Source organism: Candidatus Flexifilum breve (assembly GCF_016713355.1).
Map to the genome: position 1 here is coordinate 437,785 of NZ_JADJPI010000007.1, position 26,460 is coordinate 464,244.

A 26,460-nucleotide genomic window follows, 5' to 3' on the forward strand; every position below is an offset into this window, starting at 1 on the left:
TGTCCTGCCGTGAACTGAAGTCAGAGGGGAGGGGCTGGGGGCTATCAGGGGTAGGTTTTTCATGCTTCCTCATCGAACACCGTTTTCTTCGCCAAAGAACCTGTAGGGACGAGGCATGCCTCGTCCGGTTTTTCTTCTGGATTAGGTAACAGATCGGTTGTCCGTGCAAGCAAAAGAGGTGGGTTAACGGATGTGATGGTGGTGTGAGCACAGGAGGACGAGGCATGCCTCGCCTACAATTAAAAACCTACCCCTGACAGGGGGCCGGGGGGGGGGTCGATTGAAACGGCATCCAGCTCACATTTCCGCGCTATACTGTTGACATGAACGGGCACGTACGCACGCCATTTGAACACATCGCCCGCCGCGTTGATCCGCAGGCGCAGCTCCGGCACGCCGCGCCCCTGCTCGGTGGATCGGCGGCGGAGGTGCATCTCCTCGAACTCGCGCTGCCGGATGGGCGTGCCGAAAAAGTAGTCGTGCGGCAGCATGGCGCGGCGGATCGGGCGCAGAACCCGCATATCGCCGCGGACGAGTTCCGGCTGCTGTCACGGTTGCAGGCGCACGGAGTCGCCGCCCCGCGCCCCTACTTTGCGGACGAAACGAACCGCATCCTCTCCACGCCCTACATCGTCGTGCAGTTTGTGGAAGGTGCGCCGGAAGCGTACCCGGCGGCCGTGCCCGACTTTGCGCAGCAGGTCGCCGCCGCGCTGCGCCGCGTCCACGCCGCTGACCCCGCCGCTTTCGCCTTTCTGCCGCACGCCGCCGAGCATCTGCGGCACAAACTCGCCCATCCACCACCAGAGCTCGACGAAACCCTGCAGGAAGGGCACGTACGCGCTTTGCTCAGCGCGCATCTGGCGCTGCTGGAGGAGCGGCCGCTCGCCCTGCTGCACGGGGATTTCTGGTCGGGGAATCTCATCTGGCAGCACGGACGCTTAGCCGCGATCATCGACTGGGAAGACGCCTGCCTTGGCGACCCGTTGGCCGATGTCGGCAACGCGCGCCTGGAGCTGCTGTGGAAGTTCGGCGTGGAGCACATGACGGCCTTCACCGAAGCCTACCGGCAGCACGACCCCTTTGCTCCCGTCGTGCTCGCCTTCTGGGATCTGGCGGCGGCGCTGCGCGCGGCGCATAAATTGAGCGCGTGGGGGCTGGATGCCATCACCGAACAGCGCATGATCGCGCAGCACCGCGAATTTGTCGTGCAGGCGCAGCGCGTGTTCGCAGCACCGTAGCTGTAAAGTATCATGGGTTTGATATGAGTAAGGACACGTTTATCCCGCTGCGTTTTTCATATAAAGTTATGACTTCGAAATATCTCGACAACGCTCCTGAGTTCGAAAGCAAAGTTGATAATGTCGGCGGATGACAGTCCCAACATCGGCACCCCCCGCAGCAGCCGGTATGCGCATTCCAGTTTGGAGCTTTCGCGGGTAGGCGGCGCCATTCAGCAGCGCACCCACGATCTCGAAGCCCGCTACCGCGAACTGCAAACGATCATGCACATCACCGCGCGTGTCAACGAGGGGCTGTTCCTCGACGACATTCTCGATGGCGTTTACCAGGATTTCAAAATGCTCATCCCCTACGAGCGCATCGGTTTCTCGCTCATCGAGGAGAAGGGGACGGTCGTGCGCGCGCGTTGGGCGCAGGCGGAGTACACGCCGCTGCTGCTGGATCGCGGCTATGCCGCCAAGCTCGAGGGCAGCACGCTCGAACAAATCCTGCTCACCGGGCAGCCGCGCATTATCAACGATCTGGAAGCGTATTTCGCTCATAAGCCGAACTCCGCCTCAACCCGGCTGATCCTCGACGAAGGCATCCGGTCGTCGCTCACCTGCCCGCTGATCGCCAATGGCGAGGCGGTCGGCTTCATGTTCTTCTCCAGCCGCACGCCCCACACCTACGCCGACGCGCACGTCGAGGTCTTCCAGCAGATCGCCGGACAGTTGTCCGTGATGGTGGAAAAAGGTCAGTTGGTCGCGGAACTATCAGCGCAAAAGCTGGAACTGGAACACAAAAATGACGAACTTAGTGACTTGAATAAGCTCAAGAACTCGTTTCTCGGCATCGCCGCCCATGATCTGCGTAACCCGCTGAGCAACATCCTCATGGCGACTTCGCTGATGACCAGCCCGGACTTCGACCTGACCGAAGAGGATCGGCGCACCATGCTGCGCGAGATCGATAATCAGGCGCAGTACATGATGAACCTGCTCAATGATTTGCTGGATGTGTCGCACATCGAATCGGGCAGCTTCACGCTCCTGCCCGTCGAGATCGACCTGCCGAGCTTTCTGCGCGAAGTGGCCATCCGCCATCACCGCTTGGCGGAGGCGAAAAACAGCGCTGTCCAACTGGATAACCTTGCTCCGGGGCGCGTGTTCGCCGACCCGATCCGGCTGGCGCAGGTGCTCGATAACCTGATCTCTAACGCGGTCAAATACTCACCGCCCGGCAGCACCATCACCGTGCGGACGCGGGCGGAAAAGCGCATGTGGCGCGTCGAGGTGCAGGATCAAGGGCCGGGGCTGACCATCGAAGATCAGGGGCTGCTGTTCAAAGACTTTGTGCGCCTCTCCGCCACGCCCACCAACGGTGAGAAGAGCACCGGGCTGGGGCTGGCGATTGCGCGGCGCGTGGTCGAGGCGCAGGGCGGCACAATCGGCGTCGAGAGCGAGTTCGGTCACGGCGCGACGTTCTGGTTCACGGTCAAGAATGCGCGACGCGACCGCTCCCGGTAGGTTGGGAGCGGCCGGGACAGGATCAACCTCACCCCCAGCCCCTCTCCTAACGGAGAGGGGCGACAATACCGTTCGCCAAGCACATTCATTTTCGTCAGAACGCGATGAATCGTTTCCGGCGCCTCTGGCCTCACCCCCGACCTCTGTTAGTTCAACAGTACGTCCCCGCCTCCGTCTCAACTCGCTCTTTATGATTAATTTAGAATTGCTTCATGGAACAATTCTACATCCACGCTTATACTAAATTTATTGTAGCGAATCGGTAATCGCTGCGCCGCCGTTTCCAAGGGATAGTTCCATGATCGCCAACGACAAGCTCAATGTGCTGACCGCGCAAACACCGGAGATGATCGGGTTTGCGGGAGACGAAATCCGGCGCATTAGCACCGCCATCCAGCAGATGGCGGACCGCCTTGAAAGCCACCAGCGCGAACTGCAGAACCTGATGCACCTCACCGCCCGGGTCAACGAGGGCATGTTCCTGGACGACGTGCTGCAAGGCACCTACCGCGACTTCAAAAACCTCATTCCCTACAACCGCATCGGCCTATCCCTCATCGAAGATAACGGCACGATGGTGCGAGCGCGCTGGGCACAGGCGGATTATTCGCCCGTCTTCCTCAGCCGCAATTTCGCGGGACGGTTGGAGGGCAGCACACTGGAGATGATCATCCGCTCCGGTCGACCGCGCATCATCAACGATCTCGAGTTGTACTACAGCCAGAAACCGAGCTCCGTCTCGACCCGGTTGATCCTCGACGAAGGCATTCGCTCCTCGCTCACCTGCCCGCTGATCGCCAATGGCATCCCGATCGGCTTCATGTTCTTCTCCAGCTGCCATCCGAACACCTACGCGGACGTGCACACCGACATCTTCCAGCAAATCGCCGGGCAGCTCGCCGTGATGATCGAAAAAGGTCGACTGCTGGCCGCGCTCGGTGCCCAGAAGAAAGAGCTCGAACAGAAGAATCAGGAACTGCGGCAGCTCAACGAGGTCAAAAACGCTGTGATGGGCATGGCGATTCATGATCTGCGCAATCCGCTCAGCAGTGTGCTGATGAGCACGTCGCTGCTGAAAAACCGCGCTGTCACGCTGACGCAGGCCGAACGCGACGAAATCATCGCTGATATTGACCAGCAGGCCAGCCACATGTTCACACTGGTCAACGATATGCTCGACGTCTCGCAGATCGAAACGGGACAGTTCACCATCTTCCCCGAATCGATCAAGATGAGCCCGTTCCTGGCGGATATCGTGCAGCGGCATAATCACGCCGCCGAAAGCAAGCGCTGCACGGTCATCCTCGAAACCACGTCGCAGGGGAAGGCCGTCGCCGACCCGAAACGCCTGCGCCAGGTCATGGACAACCTGCTGCTGAATGCCGTCAAGTTTGCGCCCGCCTATTCCAAGATTTACGTCCGCGCGAAGATCGTGCAGGGGATGTGGCATATCGACGTGCAGGATGAAGGCCCCGGCCTGTGCACCGCCGATCAAGCCATGTTGTTTGACGATTTCGCGCGGCTCACGCGCCACAAGCATGACAAAACCACCGGGTTGGGCTTAGCCATCACCCAGCGCATCATTCGGGCGCACGGCGGCGAAATTGGCGTGGAAAGTAAAGTTGGGGACGGCGCGACGTTCTGGTTCTCGCTCTATCGCTGCGCGAAGTATATTCGCTTCACGCCCGTCCCCCGCGAACTCATCGAGGCACAAAACGCATCGCGGCGATATTTTGTGTGCAGTCGGCCCGCGTCTCGACCGTATACACCGGGGATGCTGGAAACCCCGTCGCATCGAGAAGTTGAGCGATAAACACCGCATCCTGCGCCGTCGTCCCCAGCGGTAACTCAAAGCCCCCCGGCCCAAAACCGGGGGAACTCCCCGTCGCAATCGTCTGATCGACCCCCTCACCGACGATGCGAATTCCATAGCCTTCCACCGCCACACCATTCGCATCAACCACCGACCCGGCAATGCTCGACCAGCGGCACGCGCCGCGCCCGTCAGGATTCGTCAGGTAGATCAGGCGATCATTTTGCAGCACATACGGGTAATCGACGGGTTCAGCGGGCGGCGTACCGAACGGTGTGCTGAAGCCTTCAATGAACACGGCTGTAAACGTGGCTGTCGGGGCAGGCGTAAAGGTTTCGCTCGGCGTGGGTGTGCGTGACGGCGTGCGCGTCTCCGTTGGCGTGAGCGTGGGCGTCACGGTCAGCGTCGCCGTGACGATGCGCGGGAGCAGCGTCGGCGGCGCGAGCGGGTTGAGCGTCGAATAGGGATTCTGCCAGATCAAGCCGATGTACACGACCAGACTACACGTGAGCAGCAGCATCACCAGCGTGACCAGATTATAGGGCAGGGGATTGCGGCGCGGCTTCACCGTGCGTACGCGGCGCGGCGGCGGATCTTTCAACGGCGCGTCGGACATCTCCCCCTCGTCGGGCGGCAGGGTCAGCGCGTCGTCATCTTCATCGGGCAGCGGGTAGTGGTCGGACATCGGCAAACAGTTCTCAAATCGTAACAGGCGGGCACGCTTTAAAGCGGGTCGGATACCCCCTCACCTCAACCCCTCTCCCCGCAAGCGGGGGAGAGGGGAGACCTTGCGAGCGTTGTTTGCTCCCCTCCCTGAATTCGGGGAGGGGCCGGGGGTGGGGTCTGCATTCGGACTAGAACTCGCGCGTCTGCTGGAAATTGACCAGCGCGAGATTCTGCTGACAGTTGCCGGGGAACTGCACGCGCACCGTCTCCGAGATGATCGTGCCGCCCTGCGACTGCAGTTCGACAAAATACACATTCGTGCTGACGATGTTCGCCAGCGGGACTTCCCACCCGGACGAGCCGTACAGCGAGTTTGAACCCGTCGTGCTGAATGTGTCGACTCCCGAGCCATATACATGCACGCGGATGCCGTTAATCGCCAGCCCAGCCATATCGCTCACCTGCCCGCCGATGCCCTGCCACGAGCAGCCCGCCGAATTGGCGAAGTTAAGCGTGTACACCGGCTGCGGGTCGCGCAGGCGGAAGGGGAACGGCGACGGCGGCGGTTCGGTCGGCTGCGGCGTGAAGCTGTTGATCGTCGCGGTCGGCGCGGAGGTATTCGACGGGATCGGCGTTTGGCTCGGCACGAGCGTGAAGGTGATCGTCAGCGAGGGCGTGATCGTCGCGCTCGGGAACCACGTGGCCGACGGCAGCGGCGTCAGGGTCGGCGGCACGGGGGTCGTGGTCAGCGTCGGGATCAGCGTCCAGGTGAAGGTGGGACTCGGCGTGAACGTCTCAGTGTTAGTCGGCGAGGGCGTCACGGTGAACGTGGCCGTCGGCGGAATGGGCGTATCGGTCGGCGTCGGCGTCAGCGACGGGAGCAGCACCGCCGTCGGCAGCACCGCAACCGGAGTCGCGACGGCGACGGGCGGCTGTGCCATGCGCACGCCGACAAACACGAGGACGAGCAGTGCCAGCACCAAAAAGACTAGCGAAATGATGTTGTAGATGCGATTGCTTCCGCGTCCCATCCTCTATGCTCCTAGATGTATTGCTCGATTGCGGCTTCGGCGATCAAGCGATTAAGCCAGTTTTCAAATCGTGCCTGCGCGATAAACGCCCGTTTATCTTCGGTGAGCGGACGGTCGCCGCGTTCCAGCGATTGCAGAATATGGAAGCCCAACCCCGTTTGCACCGGCCCGACGATCTCGCCAGGCTGCAGCGCGAACGCCTGATCCGCCAGCACGGGTTCGAGCAGTTCGTCATAGGCGAACCAACCGAGATCGCCGCCATTGGTGCGCGTGGTCACATCCCGGGAATAGACCGCCGCCAGTGCCGCGAAATCATCGCCGTTTTGCAACCGCGCCAGCACATCGAGCGCTTCCTGCTCGGTCGCCAGCAGAATATGCCGAGCGTGCACCTGCGGCACATCACCGTTGAGGTCAGCGGTGAGTGCGTCGCGCATGCGCTCGGTGATCAGGTTGTCCCGCAGCAGGTCGCGGAACGCGGTTTCGGTGTAGCCGTTGCTCGTCAGCCACACGCCCCACGCATCAGCGCCGCCCGCCCGCTGGATGTAGGCCTGCAGTTCGGTATCCAGTTCCGCATCGGTGATCGCCACGTTCTGCGCGGCGGCCGCCTGCCGGATGAGCGTCTGCTCGATCAACGTTTGCAGCGCCAGCGCGCGGTTGGAGTCGCTTGACTGGCCAAACTGCGCGACCATGCTGTTCAACTGCTCAAGCGTGATCTCTTGATTATTGACGCGAGCCACCAGCGCAGCGCCCACGGCATTGGTCGGCAGCGTGCTCGAAGCGCTCGGCGCGGTCGTCGGTGCTGCTTGCTGGGCATTAGGACTAGTAGCGCCGCCACAGGCCGCGCTCAGCAGCACGGTCAGTGCGACGAAGGTTTTCAGTACGTGCCGCAAATTACATCTCCTCACATTACCATAAAGGATTATAACGGATTGCGCTTTTCCGCGCATACCGATGTCTGCTACTCTTGTAAAACCGGGTAACAGGAGGGCGACGAATGAGCGAGCATTGTCCGGAATGCGGCGCGCTCTGGCGCGACGGCGTCACGTGTGCCGACCACTTTCACCAGATGCTGTTCTGGGAAAACGAGGATTCCGCCAACTGGGCAGTCCATCATTTGACCGTGCTGTGCTATCACCTGCAGCATCCGAGCCTGTACGCGCCGGATGGGTTGGAGCACGCCACCGGCCTGCTGATCAAATTCGTCGATGAAGGCGTTGATCCGCGCGTGCTGCGTGTACAAATGCGCGACGAGGTCGATTCGGGGAAGCGTCAGTTCAAGATCACGGCGACCGCCGACGCGCACGGCGCGTATGCACACCCGGTCACATGGACGATGACCACCGCCGATGTCGTCGCCGGAGGGATTGAACGCTACATTGAGCAGGTCAACGCATGGGCGCGCTCCATGCTGGCGGATCTGCGGGCGTCGGGGAATCTGTGACATCAACAACCATTGTAGGGACGCGCTTCCGCCGCTGCCGACCGCACCCCGAAGTCAGGGAGGAAAAACCGATAAGAGCATTTGTGTTGGGACGAGGCATGAAGCCATTTCAGAATTGGTACTTTGCCTTACCTCACCCCGTTTCGCTTCGCTCAACCGCCCCTCTCCATAGGGCGAGGGGCAAAGGCACGGCGGGTCGTGTCCCTCTCCTCATGGAGAGGGACGGCTGGCGCAGCCAGCACGGTGAGGTAGGTTTCGCTGGCGTCCAGCCCGATTCGCGCTATAATTAACCCAAACAAACGTTCTAATTCACAGGTGTGTCGATGGCCTCCACCCGGACGAAAAGCAAATTTGTCTGCCAGAACTGCGGGCGACAGTCGCCGCGCTACATGGGACGCTGCCCCGCGTGCGGCGAATTCAACACGATGGTCGAGGAATTCGTCGAGGTGACGAAGGTCGGCGGCAAAACCACGACGCGCGAACGGGTCGTGCTGCCGCACAGCCAATCCCAGAAGCTGAACGACATCAGCACACACGACCGACCGCGCCTGCAAATCCCCATCGGCGAGATGAACCGCGTCATGGGCGGCGGCATCGTGCCGGGGAGCATCATCCTGATCGGCGGTGAGCCGGGCATCGGGAAATCGACCTTGATCATCCAATCGTCGGCGGCGTTAGCGCAAAGTGTGGGGCGGGTGCTGTACGTGAGCGGCGAAGAGAGCGTGCAACAGATCAAGATGCGCGCCGACCGCATGGGCTTGCAGGCCGACGACCTGTATCTGCTGACTGAGACCAACCTCGCGGACATCTTTGAGCAGGTCAATCAGGTCGACCCGACCATCCTGATCATCGACTCGATCCAGACGGTGTACACCGAGGAGAGCGAATCCTCACCGGGCAGCGTGAGTCAGGTGCGCGAATGCGCGTCCCGGCTGCAAATGCTGGCGAAAACCACCGGGACGAGCGTGTTTATGATCGGCCATGTGACCAAAGAGGGCGCAATTGCCGGGCCGCGCGTGCTCGAACACATCGTCGATACCGTGCTCTACCTCGAAGGCGATCCGTTTCAGGCGTATCGGTTGTTGCGCAGCGTAAAGAACCGCTTCGGCGCGACCAGCGAGATCGGCGTGTTCGAAATGTCCGGCTTGGGCATGATCGAAGTACCGAATCCGTCCGAGGTCTTCCTCGCCGAGCGCGTGCTCAACGCGCCGGGGACGGCCATCGCCGTGACGATGGAAGGCACGCGCCCGCTGCTGGTCGAAATTCAGGCGCTGACCAGCCCGACCGCCTTCGGCAACCCGCGCCGCACGCCCAACGGCGTCGATATGAACCGTCTGCTGCTCATCAGCGCGGTGCTGAGCAAACGCCTCGGCTTGAAGCTGCACGAGCAGGACATCTTCATGAACGTGATCGGCGGCATGAAGGTCGATGAGCCCGCCTCCGACCTCGCCATGGCGATGGCCATGGCCTCCAGCTACTACGAGAAGGCGATTGCGCCCGATTTCGCGTTCGTTGGCGAGATCGGCCTGAGCGGCGAAATCCGCGCGGTGAGTCAGCTCCCGGCGCGCCTGCACGAAGCGGCCAAGCTCGGCTTTAAGCGCGTGATGCTGCCCAAGCTGCGCCGCAAAATGGCCGATTTGCCCGACGGCATCAAGCTGATCGAAGTACGCAACATCGGTGAGGCGCTGGCCATCGCCGTGCCGAAGGATTAAAAAACTCAACGCAAAGACGCAAGGTCGCGAAGACGCCAAGTAAGTAGGGACGAGGCATGCCTCGTCCTCTTCGTTTTACAGATAAATGAGGCGTACACCCATGATTCGACTGATAATAGGATTGCTTCTGCTCATCAGTGTGGCGGGCTGCACAGGATCGCTCTTCGGTTCCAGCACTGACCCGGTGACCAATACGCTCGCTTACGCGCGCACCGCCGAGGTTACGCAGGGGGAAGCGCCAGACATCCCCTATGTCGGGACGGACTGTGCCGACCCGAACAACACGACGGGCGTCGTTACCAATTGGGTCTTCGAATACGCAGGTGAACCGATTGAAAACGTGGTGCAGTTGCTCAGCGGTCCCGGCGATAGTCAGTGGTTCTTCGCCTTTGACAACCGCTGCGACAACGAGAATCACTGGCCGCTCGGCGTGGAGCGCATCGACACCTTCAACCCCGGCGCGCGCTATCGCTTCTACGTCGCGCCGTACCCGCAAGCCGAATTGGTTAGCGGGCAGACCTTCCGCGTCATCGTGGACGGCGTGGATACCGGCGCGGTCTACACCGTGCCGTAACCTCACCCCGTTTCGCTGCGCTCAACGGCCCCTCTCCCGAGGGCGAGGGGCAAACGCAAGCCGGATGAGGTTGAACGAGCGGACGCGGTAAATCGCGTCGCTACGTAAACGAAATCGGCGTGACGAGAACTGCTGTCTCCCCTCCCTGAATTCGGGGAGGGGCCGGGGGTGGGGTCGTCTTTCTCGCCTAGAAACTCCCCACCTGCACATCCGGCGGGACGATCACCCGGTCGATGACGATCTCACCGCTCGCGCCGTCCGCGCTGACCGTGACGGGCACTTCGATCTCGATCTGATCGATCAGGCACAGCGACTCGTTGACGGCCTCGCAGTAGTACAGGCGCATCATGCCGTAGAGCACATCCTCGCCCTCATGCAGCGTGACCGGGAGCCGTATTTCCAGCCCATCGATCACCTGTGCCCGGTCGGCCTCGGCGATCTCAATCGCTTCGTCGGCATTGTTCCAATCGACGCGCGACATCGCGCGTTCATTGCGCTTGTACCCTTCCGGCAAGGTGATACGCAGCACAATTTCGCCGTCACCTGCCGCGACCGTCTGCGGGTCGAGCGTCAGCACCACATCGTCCATGTGATTGCCGCCAATCACCGTCGGCTGATCCGCGATTTGCAGGGCTTCCGGGTTCGGGAAGGCCAGTGTGACCACCGTCCCCGCCTCCAAATCGATCACGCGGATGGCGTGATTGTTGGTATCCGCCACAAACAGCCGGTTGCCCGCCAGCGACAGGCCGCCGGGTTCGTCAAATTCGGCTTCGTCCAGCGGACCGTCCGCATACCCGCCGGGGCTGCCCGATCCGCTCAGCGTGGTGATCGTCGATGTGGCCGGGTCAAGCCGCTTGATCGTGCTGTTGTAGGTATCCGCGACGAACAGATCGCCGGCTGCGCCGCCCGTCACGCCGAGCGGATGCTGCAAGCGCGATACGCCCGCCGCGCCGTCCATATCGCCAAAATCGAACAGGTTGTTGTCGAGGGTGCCCGCCAGCGTCGCCAGTTGATCGGCATTGGTATCCGCCGCGCGCACCGTGCTCGATTCGCTGTCGGCGAAGTACAGCACACCGTCGCGGAAGAACAGGCCGCTCGGCTGCGCGAGATCCGACTCGAGCAGCGTGCTGTTGACGAGCGCCTCGCGCCCGCTGCCAATCGTCGGGGTGATCAGGTTGTTCGCCACGTCCAGCGTCCAAATCTGATGCACGCCCGCCATCGCCACATACAGCGTATTGTCCGCGCCGAAGGTCACATCCCACGGCGAACTGATCGCCGTGCTGCTGGCGGGCTGCGGCTCGCCGACCGTATAGCGGGTGTAACCCTGTGCGCCCGTCCCGGCGACCGTCGTCACCGTTTCATCGGCGAGATTGATGCGGCGCACCGCGTGATTCTCGGTGTCCGCCACATAGAGATCGGTGCCATTCAGCGCCAGGCCCTGCGGCTTGTTGAACTGCGCCGCGTCAAACGCGCCGTCGGTGAAACCGCGCGCACCAGTGCCGATCACCGCCTGCACCTCGTAGGTCGTCAAATCGGCGACGATGATGCGGTGGTGGTTGGTATCGGCGATGAACAGGCGGTTCGACGCTTCATCGGCCAGCACTTTACCGGGATACGACAGCAGCCCGCCGATGGCATTTGCGCCTTCCAACGCCAGTTCCAGTGGATCGCGGTTGAGTTCGCCGACCGAGTCGAAGTACTCGGCCATGCCGCCGATCACGCGGTCGAACGCCTCGAAGGGGATTTCGCCCGCCTGCATCGCCAGCACATTGCCGCGCGGGTCGATCAGCACGAAGGACGGCCACGCGCGCACACCGTAGGTCTGCCACACGCGGAAGCCGCTGTCGTTGATCACCGGGTGATGCAGCTCGTAGCGCTGCACGATCTGGCGCAGATTTTCGGTCTCGCCCTCGTTCTCGAACTTGGCCGAATGCACGCCGATCACGACCAGCGCGTTGCCATACTGCGCTTCCAGCCGTTCCAGCGTGGGGATCATGTGGATGCAGTTGATGCAGCCATACGTCCAGAAGTCGAGCAGCACGATTTTCCCGCGCAAACTCTCAATACTGAGCGGCGCGGTCACGTTGATCCAGTCGAGGTCGGGGGGGAACTCCGGCGCGGGCAAATCGACCCGGCCAACGTAGGGATTGTTCACTGGGTCACCTTCTTGAGCTAACACGGACAGGGGCAGAAGCAGCAGCACGAGTAAGAGCAGCTTAAGTAAACGCATCATCAACCTAGCCATTGAATGTTACAATTGCAGTGAACGAGAGTATAGCGCACAACCGCGCGAATGTCGGCAGCAACGCCTACAAGCCGGACGACCGCGCCCGCCAAAACCTTACCTCCGGCGTTCTACTGGTGTTCAATCTGTCTACCCTCACTGAATTCGGAGGTGGGGTCATGCGCAGTCACCCAAGACGGTGTTCAAAAAGCGGTCTGTGGGTTGTTGTCAGGGTTAGCGATCAGCGGACGCGATAAAGAGGGTGTCCAAAAAGCGTACTGTTATCTTTATGAGAGAGGTTTTTGTAGGGACAAGGCATGCCTTGTCCTCTGTATCCTTCTCTAGAAATTAGGACGAGGCATGCCTCGTCCCTACGAAAACAGGTTATGCCTGGCCAATCCCTCGGGGAGGTGGGGGGGGCTCTTAGGGGCCGGGGTGGGATCGGAATTCGACCGTTTCAATAAGCTCAAAGGAAACACCATGCAGTTAATCAGTGTGAACATCGGGGAGGAGCGCCCCTTGCGGAACGGCAAGCGCACCGGAACCTCCGCCATCTTCAAAGAGCCGACCACTGAGCCCGTGGCGATTGGCCAACTGGGTCTGGACGGCGATGTGATCATCGACACCGAGAATCACGGCGGGGTAGATCAAGCCGTGTACGTGTTCGGTCGACCGGATTACGACTGGTGGGAAAAGCACATCAGGCGGACGCTGCCTAACGGCATCTTCGGCGAAAACCTGACGATCTCCGGGCTGGAAAGCGCGACCTTCACCATTGGTGATCGCTTGCAGGTGGGCAACGTGCTGCTCGAAGTGACCGCGCCGCGTATCCCGTGCGCGTCACTGGCGGCGCGCCTCGAAGACCCGGAATTCGTCAAGAAGTTTCGCTTTGCCGAGCGTCCCGGCCTCTACTGCCGGGTGCTCGAGACGGGGATGGTCACGGTGGGCGACCCAGTCACCTATCTACCGCTTCAGGGGGAGGGCATCTCGATTCTCGAGAGCTTCCGCTTCTTCTACGAGCATGACGACATGGACGAGGCTGTGATTCGCCGCTACCTCGCCGCGCCGATTGACATCCGGTCGCGCCACTGGTTCGAGGACGAGCTCGCGAAACGCATGGCGTAGCGAATTCACGCCGTACCCGTCCTGAACATTTAGCAAGAGGATCAGCGCATGTCTGGAAAGGCATTAGTCCATGACTGCGCTGATCGGATGGTGAAGAGAGAGGCGTAATCAGTATGATTCCGACGAAGAGTCTCGACCTGTTTGCGGGAATTCCGGTCGTTGACTTTGCGACAGCGCGGCCCTGGTATGAACAACTCCTAGGCTCGCCGCCCAACTTCTTTCCGCACGACGCCGAGGCGGTGTGGGAGCTGGCGGAGCATCGGTATCTGTACATCGTGCAGCAGGAGCACGCCGGGCACGCCCGGCATACGCTGTTCGTCGAGAACCTCGACGCGCTCATCGCGCAAATCGCTGAGCGGGGACTCGCCCCGGCGCAACAGGAAACCTATGCGCAGGGTGTGCGCAAGATCACCTACCGCGATGCCGACGGCAACGAGATCGGATTCGGAGGCGGGTCGACCTAACCCGCACGCGGTTACGCCGACCGGTGCAGCGCCTCGGAAAACAGCACCGTGATGTCCTCAGTCGGGATGTCCAGCGCGCCATCGCCGATGGTCAGTTCCTGCATGCAGTACGCCGGGATCGCGCTGGGCATGAGGTAGTAGGCGAGCAGGGTGCCTGTCTCTTCGGCGAGATCCAGCACAGCCTCAAACAGCCGTTCCTTGTCGCGCTTGAAGTGGATCTGCATCATATTGCAATGCGGCGGGTTCGGCTTGATCTCGATGCCCTCAATTTGGGATATCGCCCCCGCGATGGCACACGCCTTGCGATAATAAGCGTCCATTTGGGATAAACGCTGATCCATGCCCATTTTCGCCGCCAGCACAAACGGATACATGCGCGGCAGGTTGCCGCCATGCCGCCGCTGCCACACCTTCGCCTCGCTGATCAGCCGTTCGTCGCCGACCAGTGCCGCGCCGCTGATCCCGCCGAGGATTTTGTAGAACGACACGTAAACCGAGTCGAACAGGGCGCAGATCTCGGCGTAGCTGCGCCCGTAAAACGGCTGCGACTCCCACAGGCGCGCGCCGTCGAGGTGCAGCGTGATCCCCTGCTCGCGTGCCCACGCGGCGATCGCGGTCAGTTCGTCCCACGTCGGCAGCATCCCGCCGATGAAGCGCTGTGGCAGTTCCAGCAGCAGCGTGCCAATCGGGGAGCGCACCTTCTTCAGGTCGTCGAGCGTCAGCAGATAGTTCGGATTGCCAACGCGAATCCCGCTCAGGTGATGCAGTTCGCGAAAGGCTTGATGTTCGTGGTCTTCGAGGTGGTTGGTCGGATGAAAGGCGACGTTCCGGTTGCCGCTGCGATCCGCCCAGATGCGCAGCGCGATCTGCTGGGCCATCGTGCCGGAGGGTAGGAACAGGGCGGCAGGCTTGCCCAGCAGCCCGGCGATCTCCGTCTCAAAGTCGGCGATCAGCTTGCCTTCGCCGTACATATCGAACGCCGCATCACGCGGGGTGTACGCCGCCAGCGCCGCCAACACCTGCTGTGGGGTGGTCCGATAATGGCCGGGGACAAACCGCGTACAACGATTGAAAATGGCGTCGGCATCACGTTGAGTCATGGGTCACCTCAAAACGCACCACTCGAACGGGTGCACAAACGCACCATTCTACTGCATTTTGACCCGTAAAGAAACTCATATCATGATTATGACCCGCTGCCAACGCGGGCGAACTTCATTTTGTCCATGCGCAGGACTAAATCTTCGAGGTGGCGCATGAAATCGGCGTTGATGTGCTGGCGTAGGTCGGGCGGCAGGTCATCAAGCTCGTCGTTTTCCAACACGTATTTGAGCCCCTCGTAGCACTCAATGACATGACGGATGGGGAACAACAGCAAATCGAAGTATTTGTTCCAGTGCGCGGATACCCACAGCACATCACCGGGATGTTGCAGCACTGGGCTGCGCGACAGCTTGATCACCTCGTAGATCAGTTCGCAGCCAAGCGCCTCAATCGGGAAATCGATAAAAGCTTCATCTTGATAGAGAGTGACGCGCTCCACGCGCAGCCAACCGTAGGTATCTGTGTGCGGCTCATAACGCCCATGCAGCGTGTAGCGACTAGGTTTGATCATGCCGCCGAGATGCAGCACGCACTCGACCGATCCATCCTCGCGGATGGTGAGCTTGGCGTCTAGCCCTCCGGCATTTGCCCGGACAAAGTGCTCGTAGTGTTCGTCGCTCATGCCGATTGATCCTCCTGCTTAGTCGCACACTTTTGTGGGGGCCGTTCACTGCCGGCCGCTCCGGATCCAGCACTCACGTCACATGGTGGATCTGAATCACGCTGAGGCTCGGCGTGTAGTCGAGCACGACATAGGCGGGCTTGCCGTAGTCCGCGGGGATGACGCGCAAATCAATGGGATGCTCCACGCCAGTGACCGTCGCCGTGACGCCTTCGTGCGTGTGCGCGCTGATCACGGCGCTGACTTTGGGGCTGGCGCTCACCGTTGGGCCGAGCGTGAGGTTGTAGAAGTAGGCGTTGCCGACGTTCCACGCGTAGTTCCCCGGCTTGCGCACCACCGCCTCCATGAAGATCGGCGCGTGCGTCACCACGAGAATCTCGCGCACCGCCGGATCCGCCTCCAGCGCCGCCAACCGCGCCGTGAACGCCGCGCCAATCCGGGTCGCAAATTCTTGATCTGTCCACGGCCAGTTGATCAGCGAGCCATCCATGACGATCTGCGCTTTGTTGCTGGCGTAATCGGCGTCGGTCATGTTGATCGCGGGGTCTTTGCCGGTGTAGTCATACCACGCCAGCGTGCCGCACACGCCGAGCCCGTCGCTCACCCAGTTTGCGCCTTCCAGCCAGATCGCACCGTGATTGTGGGTGAGACGCGGCAGTTCGTGCTCCCACAACTCCTGACTGCTCAGGCCATCGCGCGCCCACAGGTCGTGATTGCCCGCGAGGATCAACCGTGGGCACGGCAGGCGGCTGAGCAGTGCCAGCATGGCGTCGAAGCCCATCAGCCGTTCACCCACGTCCCCCGCGGCGATCACGCAGTCCGGGTTCAGCGCGGCAATTTCGGTGACGGTCTTCTCTAAGAGCGTGCGGTACTGCGGCAAATAGTGAGTGTCGGATAGAACGACCACGCGCATCGGTTGACCTTTACGAGCTAGGTGAGGTATTCACCACCATCGACATTGAGCACAACGCCGTTGAGGTACGGTTCGCGTGCCAGATACGCCACCGCCCGCGCGACATCCTCGGCGGAACCGGGCTGCTGCAGGGGGGTGTCGGCGGCCAATGCCTGCCAGCGCGCGTCCGGCATGGCGTCCGGTTTGAGCACGAGGCCGGGGATGATCGCATGGGTGCGAATCGGCGGCGCGAGGCTGACCGCGCTCAACTGCGTGAGCGCCAGCAAGCCCGCCTTGCTGATGCCGTGCGCGGCAAAGTCCGGCCACGGTTCGAGCGAACCTTTATCGCAGATATTGATGATCACGCCGCCGGGAGGGTCATTTTGCAGCATGAGCCGGGCGGCGTGCTGCGTGAGCAGGAACGGCGCGGTCAGGTTGACCGCCAGCGTCGCGTTCCAGTCGTCGAGCGTCACGTCGAGCAGGCGGCGGCGCAGGAAGTTCGACGCGCTGTTGACCAGCACATTCAGGCGCCCATAGTGCGCACGCACCGCATCGATCAGGTGGGAGGAGTTATCCGCGTGGCTGAGGTCGGCTTGAATAGGAAAGGCTTGGACGCCGAGCGCTTCAATCTCGCGGCGGGTTTGGTCAACCACCTTCGCGGGGGAACTGCCGTAGTGCAGGGCGATGTCCGTGCCGTGCCGCGCCAACTCCAACGCAATGGCTTTGCCCACGCGCTGCGCCGACCCCGTCACCAACGCCACCTTGCCCGCTAAATTATTCATGGTCAGAGAAAGAGAAAAATAAAGACTCAACGCAAAGGCGCAAAGACACAAAGGCGCAAAGCAGATTGATCTACTTCCTTTGCGTCTTCGCGCCTTCGCGCCTTTGCGTTAGGCATTTTCTTTGTTAGTAGCCCGTGATCGGGACGGAGAGCAGGAAGAGCGCCGACACCAGCGCGATCAGCAGCGGCAAAATGAGCGTGAACGCGAAAATGCGGCTGTCCTCTTTGAGGTGCATGTAGAACATCACGACCATCACGGCCTTCGCCAGCGAGAGCACGACCAGCGGGATCGTCTTGAACAGCCCTTCCGGGAAGACTTCAGCGATCACCACTTCGATAATCGTGATCACGCCGAGCGTGAAGAAGACCACGGTGTAGAGCGGGTACGGGATGACGCGCCCGAAGATGTGCGTTTCGCTGCGATTGTGCGCCGGCGCCAGCGACTCGGCGGGCGTCTGCGGCTTGGTCGCGCGATCCAGTTGATTCGCCGCGTCTTCAATCGCCTCGACGGGCTTATTCAGCACGGCTTCGACCTGCGCCTGAGCGGGATCGTCGACCGGGGTTTCGCGCAGTTCGCGCACCGACTTATCCGCCTGTTCCGCAATCGGCGCGGGCGGATTATTGGGATCAATGGGCGTGGGCTGTTCCTGCTTGATTTCGTCTGCCATTGGTTACGTTCTCCCCTTAGATCAGATAAATCAGCGTGAACAGGAAAATCCAGACCACGTCCACGAAGTGCCAGTACAAGCCGAAAATTTCCACGCCGAGGAACTTGCCGCTGTTATACGTGCCCTTCGACCCGCGCCACAGCACCCACAGCGCCCAGAGCACGCCGATGATGACGTGCGCGCCGTGCAGCGCGGTCGGCGCGTAGAAGCGCATGCCGAAGTTATCACTGTAGATGGTGATGCCTTCATGCGAGAGCGCAGTGTATTCGACGCCCTGCAGGATGACGAAGATCGTGCCGAGCAGCGCCGTCAGGCCGATCCAGCGGATCAAGCCGCGCTGATCATTACCCTGAATGGCGCGCAAGCCCATCACCATCGTCCAACTGCTGGAGAGCAGCAGGAAGGTGTTGAGCGTGACGAGCAGAATGCCCGCGGCCTCGTGAACTTCTTTCACGCGTTCCGGGAAATTCACGCGGAACAGGACGTAGCCGGCGATCATGACCGCGAACAGCACGACTTCCGAGGCGAGGAACAGCCACATCGCAAACTTCATGTTGTCGATGTGTGTGGCCTCGGCCTGCGTGTGTGTATGCACTTGAGGGGTATCGATTCTCGCTTCGCTCATGGGTTACCTCTGGAACAGAACCGGGACACGGCGCAGCAGACGAGCTAACCAGCCCGCGATGCGACCGACAGTTTGCAGGAGAAGGGTGGGCCGCACCAGCAGGAAGGCGAACAGCGCCGCATTCACCGCCGACAGCACAAAGTTGATCACGTTCAGCGCGGGCATACCGAGGATCTCGGCATTGGGCGCCACAAACGCGGGCAGCGCCAACCCGATCAGCACCACGTAGAACAGGCCGAAGAGGATCACGAAGAGCACGAGAAACGTCGCGAGATGCACCGGACGAATGCGGCGTTCGTCGGGGATGATGACCGATCCACCGTCGCCCGTCGCCAGCGCGGCATTGAGCGGCGCATTCGGCGCAACCTTGACTTCGGCAATCGAGCGCGCGAGGTAGACGAACACCCAACCGATGGCGCCTGCTACCAAGCCCAGCGACAGGATCATCACGAGGATGAAGATCGCGAAGACGACCAGTTCGCTGACGAGGATATCCCGCCCGAACAGTTCGACCGGGAAGTAACCGACCGCGACCGTCGACGCCAGCGGATCCGCCGTGGTGATCAGGTTCAGACCGCCAAACACCGCTACGAACATGATCGGCACAAGCGCGACCAAGAGGTAGGTGAAGACCGTCCACACCGAACTGCTCAAGAGCGCCGCGGGCTTAGGTGCTTCTTCTTCGTGATGCTCTTCCGCGTGTTCGCCGTGGATGCTCATCTTCGGGTCGAACGCGCCCATGCCCCAGACGAAGAAGCCCGCGCTGGTGAACGCCGAAAGGACGAAACCCGGTCCCGGCGCCCACAATGGATCAAGTTGTTGCAAGCCGCGAATGATGATCACCACCAGCGACGCCAGCAAAAAGCCGATGACCGCCATCGGGATCGCCCGGTGCAGACCAGGTTGCATAGAAAGACTTCCCTTCGTTAAAAACGAGGACTGAGGACTGAGGACTGAGAATCCGTATTTCCCTCAGTCCTCAGTCCTTTTCCCTCAGTCCTTTAAATCACATAGAGCACAACGTAAAACAAGATCCACGCCACGACGACAAAATACCACAATTTTGCTGCGCCTTCCACATCCCAGTTATCCAGCGACGTGTAAGCGCCCGCCCGGCCTTTTTTCAGCGCATTGAACATCATATAGCCGATGACCAGCGCATGCAGCGCATGATACGCGGTCATGACCCGGAAGACATCGCTGTACTGCCCGCTGATCTTGACCGTGAACCATTCGAACGCCATCACGAGGATGAACGCCCCGCCCAACACCAGCGCCATCTGCCAGCTCGCGAGGAACGTCCCGCGGTCGTCTTTGCGCAGCGCGCTCAGACCGTGCCCCGCGAAGTACGCGCTCGCCAGCAGGCCAATCGTCGCCACCGTCGGCAGAATGCGATCCATGGGTTCGACGCCCGGCGGCGGCCACGTCGGGTAGCTGCTGCGGATTTGCAGGTTCACCACGATCAGGCACACGAACACCATGATCCACGAGACTTGAAACACGGTGACGGCCGTGCGCTTGTTCGCCAGCGCCTGCCGTTCCGCCCGTGTGAGCGACTGTTCCGCAACCCGTTGATTCGCCATAACAATAAACCTCAAACCCTTAAGGACTGAGGACTGAGGTCAAAGGACTGATGAAAAGGCCAGGCCAAGTGCGGGTTTCTGTCTGTCCTCAGTCCTCACGGCTCGGCCTTCGGCGCGAGCGTCGTCACATCGGTGTCGGGCACGCCCGACGGGCCAAAGCGTTGTTCGACCGCTTGGAGATACGCGTGCGCCGCCTGCGTCCCATAGCCATACGGATTCTTGAACGGCACCGGGTCGCCGACGAAGTTGTGCGCGGGCGGCGGCGAAGTCGTCGCCCATTCCAGCGTGAGCGCGCGCCACGGGTTCGCGCCAGCGACGCGACCGTTGCGGATGCTGATGAACATGTTGATGAGCAGCACGAAGGTCGAGATGCCGAGCACGAAGGCCGCGAGGCTGACGATCACATTCAGCGTCTGGAATTCCGGCGCGTAGACCGCCACACGGCGCGGCATCCCAAGAATGCCGAGCATGTTCTGCGGGAAGAAGGTGAAGAAGAACCCGACATACGTCAGCCAGAAGTGAATCTTGCCGAGGCGTTCATTCAGCATGCGCCCGCTCATCTTCGGGAACCAGTGATACAGCCCCGCGTAGATGCCGAACACCGAACCGCCATAGAGCACGAAGTGCAGGTGGCTGACCACAAAATAAGTGTCGTGCACGTGAATGTTGAACGGCACCGCCGCCAGCATCACACCGCCGATGCCGCCGATCACGAACATCGACAGGAAGCCGAGCGCGAACAGCATGGCGCTGGTGAAGCGGATTTTGCCGCCCCAGATCGTGCCGAGCCAGCTGAACACCTTGATGCCCGTGGGCACGGCGATGATCATCGAGGTGATCATGAACGGGATGCGCAGCGCGGGCGTCAGGCTGGTGAACATGTGATGCGCCCACACCGTGAACCCGACGAGCGCAATCGCCATGCTCGACAGCGCAATGGCGCGGTAGCCGAAGATCGGCTTGCGCGAATGCACCGACAGAATTTCCGAGAGCATGCCGAACGCGGGCAGCACCATGATGTACACGGCCGGGTGACTGTAGAACCAGAAGACGTTCTGCCAGAGCAGCACATCACCGCCCTGCGCCGGGTTGAAGAACGCCGTTCCCGCCACGCGATCCAGAATGAGCAGTGTCAAACCGCCCGCGAGGAAGGGGGTCGCCATGACGACGATGATCGAGGTGGCGAGGATCGCCCACACGAACAGCGGCATCTGGAAATAGCCCATCCCTTCGGGGCGCATGTTCTTGGCGGTCACGATGAAGTTGATCGCGCCGAGGATCGACGAAATGCCGAGCAGGTGAATCGCCAGCGCCCAGAGCGTTTGCCCATCACCGCTGAACAACGTACTGAGAGGTGGATAGCTCGTCCAGCCCGCTTCCGCCTGACCAGCGAAGTAACCGAGGAAGAACAGCACGCCTGCCGGAGGAATCAGCCAGAAGGCGAAGGCATTCAGCCACGGGAACGCCATGTCTTTCGCGCCGAGCATGAGCGGCACGAGGTAGTTGCCGAAGCCCGCCATCATCGGGATGATCCACAGGAAGATCATGAAGGTGGCGTGCATCGTGAACAGTCGATTGTATTCCGTGCCATCGGGCATGAGGTCGAGCGCCGGGGTGAGCAGTTCCCAGCGGACGAGCATCGCCAGCGCGCCGCCGATGATGAAGAAGAACAGTGCAGACGTCATGTACTGAACGCCGATGATCTTATGATCGACGCTCCAGCGGAGGTATTCACTAAACTGCGGACGCGGCACGTTCAGAGGAACGGCACCGGGTAACGGACGGGTGATAGTCGCCATATAATTCTCCTACTTGGTTCCTTTACTGCTAGCCCGCTTGCTGGGTCAATAAGTACGCGACAATTGCGTTGAGATGGTCGTCGGGCATGTAGTTCGTCAGTGCCGGGTCCGGGTTGAACTGCGGCATCAGATTGCCATAACCGGGCACGACATATTCACCGGGATGACGGATGGAGTTGGCCAGATATTCTTCCGCCGTGAAGCCGCCGCGCCGGGTGGCCGCGCGGTTGCCGATATCGTCAAGGTTCGGACCGACGTTCCCCTGCCAACCGAGATCGCTCAGCACGTGGCACGAAGCGCATGGATAGCTGCCCGCGGCGAGAATCTGCCGACCGAGCGCCACCGGATCTTCGGGCGGGAAGAGCACATTCTGCGCTTCGGGGCGGTAGAATTCGCGCATGTAGGTTTCTTCATCTTCATACACGATCAACCACGCGCCGCGCAGATTGCCGTTCGCGTCGACCGTCCCGGCCATGTCACCATGACCACTGCCGCACAGTTCCGCGCACACAATGCGGTACACACCGGCTTCGATGGGCGTGAAGCGGATGTCGGTCACGCGCCCCGCCAGCAAGTCCTGCTTGATGCGCATGCCGGGGATCCAGAAGGCATGGTTCACGTCCTGCGTATGCAGTTGGACGTGCACCGGCTTGCCGACCCACGTCGCCAACTGCGGATAGTTGAAGGTCAAGGCGCCGCCGTCGACGAAGGACGCGTTCACGTCTTCGCTCAACTGCTCCCGCGCCACCCCGAGATCGCCGAGGTCGGCTTCGGTGACATCATAGGTGAACGTCCACGCGAAGCGCTGCCCGGTGACATCCACCACCTGTTCGTTCGGCTTGACCGAGGTGATATTGTTCCAGACCGAGTAGGCGTAGAGCGTCAGCACGGTCACGATGATCGCAGGGATCAGCGTCCACACGAATTCCAGCGTGGTGTTGCCCTGAATGGGCGGGCCATCGCTGTAGTCGTTCGCGCGCGCGCGGAAGCGGATGATCGAGACAGCCAGCACACCGTTCACGAGCAGGAAGATCGCCGCGCCGATGACCAGCATGAACCGGAACAATCCGTCAACCTGCTGGGCCTCGGCAGACCCTTCGACCGGCACAATGTTAGGCGTGAGGGTGCCGATGAAGAAACCGCCAGCGATGATGAGAATCCCACCAATGACGATTTGGACGAGACTGACTGAAGTTCCACTACGATTCGTATTACTTGGATTCATAGAGCATACATCCGTATCTGAAGAATGCGGGCGTATTTGACCGCAAGGCCAACGCCAAACCGTGATCCACTTGTTCCAATTTACACAAACTGCGCCCTTATTGTAACTGGTTCTCTTTAGAATCGCAAGCAAGTTCGTGGTAGAATAGCCCCGATTCCGTCGCATGGGAGGAGAAGATAGAGATGAAGGCTTATTGGTGGATTCTGATCGCCCTACTCGCGTTCACAGGGCTGATGATGGCGCTGTTCGGTGTCGTCGGCGGGCTGGTGATCGGGGTGGCGATCTTCAGCGTCGTCGGCGTGATGTACATCGTTCTGCAGGAAAAGCACGACCATGAGGAACACTACATCGTGCCGCCGCCTTCGGAGCAGAACAACCCGCAGTAATCGATCGTGACACCAACAACCAACCGCGGAGCACGCCGAGAGCGCAGAGAGTCCAACCAGAATTCCTCTGCGGTCTTTGCGTCCTCGGCGGTTTTTCTTTTTCTCCTCTTGGCGCTCACGCTCATCTTTTTCTACCCGCTGGCATTCACTGATCACATTCTGGCGCGCGGGGACACCTACGCTTATCACTATCCCTACTGGGCGGCGCGCAATGCCGCGATCCTGAACGGACATCTGCCGCTCTGGTCGCCGGATCTGTTTATGGGCGTGCCGCTGCTCGCCAACAGCCAGATCGGCACGTTCTACCCGCCGAACTGGCTGGTCGCGCCGCTCTCGCCGCCGGAAGGTCTGCGCGTGAGTGTGCTGCTGCATGTCGCGTGGACGGCTATCGGCTCCTATGCGCTGGCCCGCCGCACGCTGACCGTCGCGCGCCCGGCGGCGCTGGCCGCCGCGGCGATCTTCGCCTTTGGCGGCTACTTCGGCGCGCACATCGAGCAGATCAACCAACTGCAGGGGCTCGCGTGGCTGCCATGGCTGCTGCTCATCTTCGACTGGACGATTCGTAATCCAGCAGTTGTAGGGACGAGACATGTCTCGTCCTCAACATCTGAAAATCAAGGACGAGGCATGCCTCGTCCCTACGAAAAACCAGTTCGCGCCTCCGGCGTGCTCCTCTTGGGCGTGGCGATTGCGCTCCAGTTCTTCACCGGGCACACGCAGACCGTGTTCATGTCGCTGGTGGCGCTGGGCATCTATGCGCTGCTGACCCGCCCCATCCGCGGCTTGATCGTGCTGGCGGTGAGCGGCGTCCTCGCGCTGATCCTCAGCCTGCCGCAGCTCCTGCCCACGCTCCAGCTCATGGAACTCTCGAATCGGCGCGGCGGCTTCAACCTGAATCAGGCGACCGCCTTCTCGTTCAGCCCGTTCATCTTCGGGCGCGGACTGCTCCCCTCCTACGACGGCCTCATTTTCAGCGAATACATCGCCTACATCGGCGTGATCGGCTTCGCCCTCGCGCTCTTTGGGATAAAGAAACTGCCTAACGCAAAGACGCAAAGACACGAAGACGCAAAGAAGATTAGTCAATCACTTCGCGCCTTTGCGCCTTGGCGTCTTTGCGTTGATCTTTGGTCCTTGCTTTCTTTTCATCCTTTTCTTCTTCTCGCTGTCGTCGGGTTATTTCTGGCATTGGGCGCGTTCAACCCGCTTTACTGGCTGCTGGCGGGTTTGCCCGGCTTCAACCTGTTCCGCGTGCCCGCGCGCTGGCTGGCGCTGTTCGCGCTCGGATCGGCGCTGCTAGCTGCCCGCGGACTCCAGCGCCTGTTGGACGGTGAACGCCCGTCGCGCCGACTGTGGCTCGCCACGCTGCTTCTGATCGGCGGGCTGGCGCTCAGCACCGCGCTGACGGGTCGCCTTGACGATGGCACGCCCGCGCCACCGCCCACACTCATCAGCGTCGTCGGGTGGATCATCGCCGGGGTGGTGTTTGTTGTCCTGAGCCTCACCCCAAATCAACCTCACCCCCCGTCCCCCTCTCCCAAGGGCGAGGGGGTGACAACCACATCCCGAATTCCCCCTCTCCGCTCGGAGAGGGGGCTAGGGGGTGAGGCTAGCCCCTCAGTCCTCAGTCCTCAGTCCTATCTTCTACTCTTTGCCCTCCTGCTCGAACTCTTCCTCGCCGGGCGCGTACTGCCCGCGCAGAACCTCGTCCCGCCGGAGACCTTCGAGCAGCAGCGCTTCACCGTGAGCCAACTGCTCGCGCTCAACGAAGGGCAGAATCCGCCGGGGCGTGTATTGAGCATCAGCGACGGGCTGTTCGACCCCGGCGACCGCGCTGCGCTCGAAACCCGCTGGTTCGACCTGTCGCCGGAAGCCCTGCAAACGGCCTTCGTGACCGTCAAGCAGCGCGAACTGCTCGCGCCAAATCTGCCGCTGCTGTACGGCATCCCGAGCGTCGACGGCTTCGACGGCGGTCTGCTGCCGACCAGCTACTACACCGCGTTCACCTCGCTGATGCTGCCGGATGGCGAACTCCGCACCATCGACGGGCGCTTGCGCGAAGTGCTGGCATCAGAGGCGTGTCGCGGGGCGTGCATCCCCGATCAACGCTGGCTGACCCTGACGAATACGCGCTGGCTTGTCCTCGACAAAGTCTACGATCTGGTGCACGACGGGATTTTCTACGATAGGGCCATCCCGCAGCAGCTTGCCGCAGGAGAACAGAGTTACTACAGGGCAAATACCCTCTTCGAGGCAACAGAAGTCCGCATTGTTTATCGCTGCACAACCGCGACCTGTCTACCTCCGTATTTGGACAGCCGCACGTCCTTCCAAGCAATAGCCACTTTGGAAAACGACTATCATCTAGCGAACATTACCTTACCCGAAGTGCAAAACTTATTCGACGTGCATGTGCGCGCAAATTCGCCTATTCTCCTCGACGCAGTAACGCTGGTTGATACACGTACCGGCGACTTTCAGCAGTTAACGCCTCTTCCCTGGCGCTCAATTCTGTCCAGCGATGTGAGAATCTATGAGAACTCAGCTTGGTGGTCACGCGCATTCATGACGGATAACGTCATCTGGACGCCGGACTCCGCTGAAGGGACGGAACTGGCGCTCGATATAATGCGCGATCCCGTCTTCGATCCGCACACGACGATCGTATTGGCGGGTGAAGAGCATTCGACGCAAAGCTGAAGCTGGTCAAACCCGTGTCAGAATTGCCGACTACACCGCCGAGCGCGTGGTGATCGACGTGGAGACAGATTTTGACGGCTACCTCTTCCTGTCTGACGCCTACTACCCCGGCTGGCACGCGACCATCGACGGTGCACCGACCACCATCTACCGCGCCGATGTCATGTTCCGCGCGGTGTTCGTCCCTGCGGGCGTGCACGAAATTGTGTACACCTACGATCCCTTTGCACAATGAGTTCCACGAATTTACGAACTTCACGAAAAATACATAAATTCTC

At 61.0% G+C, this 26,460-nt stretch carries 25 protein-coding genes; 11 read left to right on the forward strand and 14 right to left on the reverse strand.

Features of this window, described 5'->3' with window-relative positions:
- Window positions 1-323: 323 nt before the first annotated feature.
- The 3 genes from IPK17_RS07500 (at window position 324) to IPK17_RS07510 (ending at window position 4,560) form a co-directional block, all read left to right on the forward strand.
- Window positions 324-1,238, forward strand: a complete 915-nt coding sequence (locus IPK17_RS07500; RefSeq protein ID WP_343417061.1) for a phosphotransferase family protein — start codon at window positions 324-326, stop codon at window positions 1,236-1,238.
- Between the two features lie 120 nt (window positions 1,239-1,358).
- Window positions 1,359-2,747: a sensor histidine kinase gene (locus IPK17_RS07505; protein WP_343417062.1), complete on the forward strand. Its 1,389-nt coding sequence runs from the start codon at window positions 1,359-1,361 to the stop codon at window positions 2,745-2,747.
- Window positions 2,748-3,045: 298 nt separating this feature from the next.
- The gene (locus tag IPK17_RS07510; protein ID WP_343417063.1) at window positions 3,046-4,560 is read left to right on the forward strand and encodes a sensor histidine kinase; all 1,515 of its coding nucleotides are present in this window, start codon (window positions 3,046-3,048) and stop codon (window positions 4,558-4,560) included.
- Here IPK17_RS07510 and IPK17_RS07515 read toward each other — a convergent pair.
- The 3 genes from IPK17_RS07515 to IPK17_RS07525 all read right to left on the reverse strand — a co-directional run bounded on the left by IPK17_RS07515 (window position 4,448) and on the right by IPK17_RS07525 (window position 7,147).
- Window positions 4,448-5,245: a hypothetical protein gene (locus IPK17_RS07515; RefSeq protein WP_343417064.1), complete on the reverse strand. Its 798-nt coding sequence runs from the start codon at window positions 5,243-5,245 to the stop codon at window positions 4,448-4,450. The genes IPK17_RS07510 and IPK17_RS07515 overlap by 113 nt on opposite strands.
- A 169-nt stretch (window positions 5,246-5,414) precedes the next feature.
- Window positions 5,415-6,257 carry a hypothetical protein gene (locus IPK17_RS07520; protein WP_343417065.1) on the reverse strand — a complete coding sequence of 281 codons (843 nt, stop codon included), beginning with the start codon at window positions 6,255-6,257 and terminating at the stop codon, window positions 5,415-5,417.
- 11 nt (window positions 6,258-6,268) lie between these two features.
- Window positions 6,269-7,147, reverse strand: coding sequence for a peptidylprolyl isomerase (locus IPK17_RS07525; protein WP_343417066.1), 879 nt, complete (start codon window positions 7,145-7,147; stop codon window positions 6,269-6,271).
- Window positions 7,148-7,251: 104 nt separating this feature from the next.
- On the opposite strand from IPK17_RS07525, the gene IPK17_RS07530 reads away from it, so the two are divergent.
- The 3 genes from IPK17_RS07530 to IPK17_RS07540 all read left to right on the forward strand — a co-directional run bounded on the left by IPK17_RS07530 (window position 7,252) and on the right by IPK17_RS07540 (window position 9,984).
- Entirely contained in the window at window positions 7,252-7,698 is a 447-nt protein-coding gene (locus IPK17_RS07530) for a DUF5946 family protein (protein ID WP_343417067.1), read from the forward strand.
- A gap of 323 nt (window positions 7,699-8,021) precedes the next feature.
- The gene (gene radA / locus IPK17_RS07535) at window positions 8,022-9,410 is read left to right on the forward strand and encodes a DNA repair protein RadA (protein ID WP_343417068.1); all 1,389 of its coding nucleotides are present in this window, start codon (window positions 8,022-8,024) and stop codon (window positions 9,408-9,410) included.
- A 100-nt stretch (window positions 9,411-9,510) separates the two neighbouring features.
- Window positions 9,511-9,984: a hypothetical protein gene (locus tag IPK17_RS07540; RefSeq protein ID WP_343417069.1), complete on the forward strand. Its 474-nt coding sequence runs from the start codon at window positions 9,511-9,513 to the stop codon at window positions 9,982-9,984.
- Window positions 9,985-10,171: 187 nt separating this feature from the next.
- On the opposite strand, the gene IPK17_RS07545 is transcribed toward IPK17_RS07540, so the two are convergent.
- The gene (locus tag IPK17_RS07545; RefSeq protein WP_343417070.1) at window positions 10,172-12,217 is read right to left on the reverse strand and encodes a thioredoxin-like domain-containing protein; all 2,046 of its coding nucleotides are present in this window, start codon (window positions 12,215-12,217) and stop codon (window positions 10,172-10,174) included.
- A gap of 471 nt (window positions 12,218-12,688) precedes the next feature.
- On the opposite strand from IPK17_RS07545, the gene IPK17_RS07550 reads away from it, so the two are divergent.
- Both IPK17_RS07550 and IPK17_RS07555 read left to right on the forward strand, forming a co-directional pair.
- The gene (locus tag IPK17_RS07550) at window positions 12,689-13,333 is read left to right on the forward strand and encodes an MOSC domain-containing protein (protein WP_343417071.1); all 645 of its coding nucleotides are present in this window, start codon (window positions 12,689-12,691) and stop codon (window positions 13,331-13,333) included.
- Between the two features lie 113 nt (window positions 13,334-13,446).
- Entirely contained in the window at window positions 13,447-13,797 is a 351-nt protein-coding gene (locus IPK17_RS07555; RefSeq protein ID WP_343417072.1) for a VOC family protein, read from the forward strand.
- 11 nt (window positions 13,798-13,808) lie between these two features.
- Here IPK17_RS07555 and IPK17_RS07560 read toward each other — a convergent pair whose 3' ends face one another.
- The 10 genes from IPK17_RS07560 to IPK17_RS07605 all read right to left on the reverse strand — a co-directional run bounded on the left by IPK17_RS07560 (window position 13,809) and on the right by IPK17_RS07605 (window position 23,096).
- A complete protein-coding gene (locus tag IPK17_RS07560; protein ID WP_343417073.1) occupies window positions 13,809-14,897 on the reverse strand; it encodes a threonine aldolase family protein in 1,089 nt (362 codons plus the stop codon).
- A gap of 86 nt (window positions 14,898-14,983) precedes the next feature.
- Window positions 14,984-15,523 (reverse strand): hypothetical protein, encoded by a 540-nt coding sequence (locus IPK17_RS07565; RefSeq protein WP_343417074.1) that lies wholly within the window; start codon window positions 15,521-15,523, stop codon window positions 14,984-14,986.
- A 73-nt stretch (window positions 15,524-15,596) separates the two neighbouring features.
- Window positions 15,597-16,436 carry a metallophosphoesterase gene (locus IPK17_RS07570; protein WP_343417075.1) on the reverse strand — a complete coding sequence of 280 codons (840 nt, stop codon included), beginning with the start codon at window positions 16,434-16,436 and terminating at the stop codon, window positions 15,597-15,599.
- Window positions 16,437-16,453: 17 nt separating this feature from the next.
- Window positions 16,454-17,197, reverse strand: a complete 744-nt coding sequence (locus IPK17_RS07575; RefSeq protein WP_343417076.1) for an SDR family NAD(P)-dependent oxidoreductase — start codon at window positions 17,195-17,197, stop codon at window positions 16,454-16,456.
- Window positions 17,198-17,321: 124 nt separating this feature from the next.
- Window positions 17,322-17,864, reverse strand: a complete 543-nt coding sequence (locus tag IPK17_RS07580) for a cytochrome C oxidase subunit IV family protein (protein WP_343417077.1) — start codon at window positions 17,862-17,864, stop codon at window positions 17,322-17,324.
- Between the two features lie 16 nt (window positions 17,865-17,880).
- Entirely contained in the window at window positions 17,881-18,489 is a 609-nt protein-coding gene (locus IPK17_RS07585; protein WP_343417078.1) for a cytochrome c oxidase subunit 3, read from the reverse strand.
- A 3-nt stretch (window positions 18,490-18,492) separates the two neighbouring features.
- Complete coding sequence (locus tag IPK17_RS07590) at window positions 18,493-19,398, reverse strand: hypothetical protein (RefSeq protein ID WP_343417079.1); 906 nt, start codon at window positions 19,396-19,398, stop codon at window positions 18,493-18,495.
- A gap of 92 nt (window positions 19,399-19,490) precedes the next feature.
- Complete coding sequence (locus IPK17_RS07595) at window positions 19,491-20,072, reverse strand: cytochrome c oxidase subunit 3 (protein ID WP_343417080.1); 582 nt, start codon at window positions 20,070-20,072, stop codon at window positions 19,491-19,493.
- A 95-nt stretch (window positions 20,073-20,167) separates the two neighbouring features.
- The gene (gene ctaD, locus IPK17_RS07600; RefSeq protein WP_343417081.1) at window positions 20,168-21,871 is read right to left on the reverse strand and encodes a cytochrome c oxidase subunit I; all 1,704 of its coding nucleotides are present in this window, start codon (window positions 21,869-21,871) and stop codon (window positions 20,168-20,170) included.
- A gap of 28 nt (window positions 21,872-21,899) precedes the next feature.
- Window positions 21,900-23,096: a cytochrome c oxidase subunit II gene (locus tag IPK17_RS07605; RefSeq protein WP_343417082.1), complete on the reverse strand. Its 1,197-nt coding sequence runs from the start codon at window positions 23,094-23,096 to the stop codon at window positions 21,900-21,902.
- 182 nt (window positions 23,097-23,278) lie between these two features.
- Between IPK17_RS07605 and IPK17_RS07610 the strand changes: the two genes are divergently transcribed.
- The 3 genes from IPK17_RS07610 to IPK17_RS07620 all read left to right on the forward strand — a co-directional run bounded on the left by IPK17_RS07610 (window position 23,279) and on the right by IPK17_RS07620 (window position 26,417).
- Entirely contained in the window at window positions 23,279-23,482 is a 204-nt protein-coding gene (locus IPK17_RS07610) for a hypothetical protein (protein WP_343417083.1), read from the forward strand.
- A 108-nt stretch (window positions 23,483-23,590) separates the two neighbouring features.
- A complete protein-coding gene (locus IPK17_RS07615) occupies window positions 23,591-26,182 on the forward strand; it encodes a hypothetical protein (protein ID WP_343417084.1) in 2,592 nt (863 codons plus the stop codon).
- Window positions 26,157-26,417: a YfhO family protein gene (locus IPK17_RS07620; protein ID WP_343417085.1), complete on the forward strand. Its 261-nt coding sequence runs from the start codon at window positions 26,157-26,159 to the stop codon at window positions 26,415-26,417. The genes IPK17_RS07615 and IPK17_RS07620 overlap by 26 nt, the downstream gene beginning before the upstream one ends.
- Window positions 26,418-26,460 lie beyond the last annotated feature (43 nt).